General features: G+C 67.9%; 1 protein-coding gene and 1 pseudogene. One reads left to right on the top strand and one right to left on the bottom strand.

Features of this window, described 5'->3' with window-relative positions:
• Nucleotides 1-500, bottom strand: a pseudogene (locus FKP22_RS29765) (two-component sensor histidine kinase); the annotation flags it as partial.
• A 134-nt stretch (nt 501-634) separates the two neighbouring features.
• Here FKP22_RS29765 and trpS point away from each other — a divergent pair.
• Nucleotides 635-1,593: tryptophan--tRNA ligase (trpS, locus tag FKP22_RS29760; protein ID WP_141291834.1), on the top strand; the 959-nt coding region annotated here is incomplete at its 3' end.

Raw genomic sequence — 1,593 nt, 5'->3', positions numbered from 1 at the left:
GCGCCCTGCAGCGCCTGGTTGCGCTCGGCAATGCTTTGCTGCACCTGCACCGTGAGCCGCCGCGTCAGGTCTTCCAGTACGCGAAATTCGGCGGTGACGGACTGGTCCTGCGCACCGGCCGGCAAGCCGTGGTCGTCCAGCAGGCGGCCGACCTGGCCGACGCTGCCCACCCATTGCTGGGCCAGCAGCGCGGTGGGCTTGAACTTCAGCAGCGGCGCCAGCAGCCCGCGGGCCTCGCGCGAGGCGTCTTCGAAGCGCTGGCGCAGGCCGCCGTCGCCCAGCACCAGGTACTGGCGCGCAGCGCGTTCCATGTCGGTGCTGCGCTCGACCAGGCCGCCGGTCGCCAGATTCAGCTGGATCGCCTGCTGACCCGCCTCGCGGCTTTTCGCCAGCAGCCCCTGCAATGCCTGCAGCCCGCTCAGCGACACGGCGCCCAGCATCACCGACATCATCACAAAAGCCAGCAGCAGCAGCTGCCGGAACGAGGCACGCAGGACCAAGGGGAAGACTCCGGCCGACAAAGGGTTCACCCGAGTGTAAGGTCCCTGGATTCAAGGGAAGGCGCAGCGCGGGGAAGCTTGCGACAATGCGTAAGCTCCCTGCTTCCTCCATTCCGATTCCCGCCTTGCTGCCCATGTCTTCCGCATCGACCCAGCGCGTCCTGACCGGCGTCACCACCACCGGCATCCTGCACCTGGGCAACTACGTCGGTGCGATCCGCCCGGCGATTGCCGCGAGCCGCGAACCCGGCATCGAGAGCTTCTTCTTCCTGGCCGACTACCACGCGCTGATCAAGTGCGACGACCCGGCCCGCATCGAGCGCTCGCGCATGCAGATCGCCGCGACCTGGCTGGCCGCCGGGCTGGACCCGCAGCGCGTGGTCTTCTACCGCCAGAGCGACATTCCCGAGATCCCCGAGCTGACCTGGCTGCTGACCTGCGTCACCAGCAAAGGCCAGATGAACCGCGCCCATGCCTACAAGGGTGCGGTGGACGCGAACGTGGCCGCTGGCGAAGACCCGGATGCCGGCATCACCATGGGCCTGTACAGCTACCCCATCCTGATGGCGGCCGACATCCTGATGTTCAACGCCCACCGCGTGCCGGTGGGCAAGGACCAAATCCAGCACATCGAGATGGCGCGCGATGTGGCCCAGCGCTTCAACCACCTCTTCGGGGAGCACTTCGTGCTGCCCGAGGCCAACGTCGAGCCCGAGATGGAACTGCTGCCGGGCCTGGACGGCCGCAAGATGAGCAAGAGCTACGACAACAGCGTGCCCTTGTTCGAAGGCGGCGAGAAGGCGCTGCGCGAGGCGATTGCCCGCGTCGTGACCGACTCGAAGCTGCCCGGCGAACCCAAGGAGCCGGAAGGCAGCACGCTAATCGCGCTGTTCGACCCCTTTGCCACCGCCGAGGAACGCGCTGCCTTCCGCGCCGAGTTGCGTGCCGGCCTGGGCTGGGGCGATGCCAAGCAGCGCCTGTTCGAGCAGGTCAACCGTCACATCGGCCCGATGCGCGCGCGCTACGACACGCTGATGGCGCACCCGGAGCAGCTCGAAGAGATCCTGCAGCAAGGCGCCCAGCGCGCCCGCGC

The sequence above is a fragment of the Ideonella azotifigens genome, assembly GCF_006519715.1.
Taxonomy (GTDB): Bacteria; Pseudomonadota; Gammaproteobacteria; order Burkholderiales; family Burkholderiaceae_C; genus Ideonella; species Ideonella azotifigens.
This window is presented reverse-complemented; position numbering and strand designations above follow the sequence as displayed.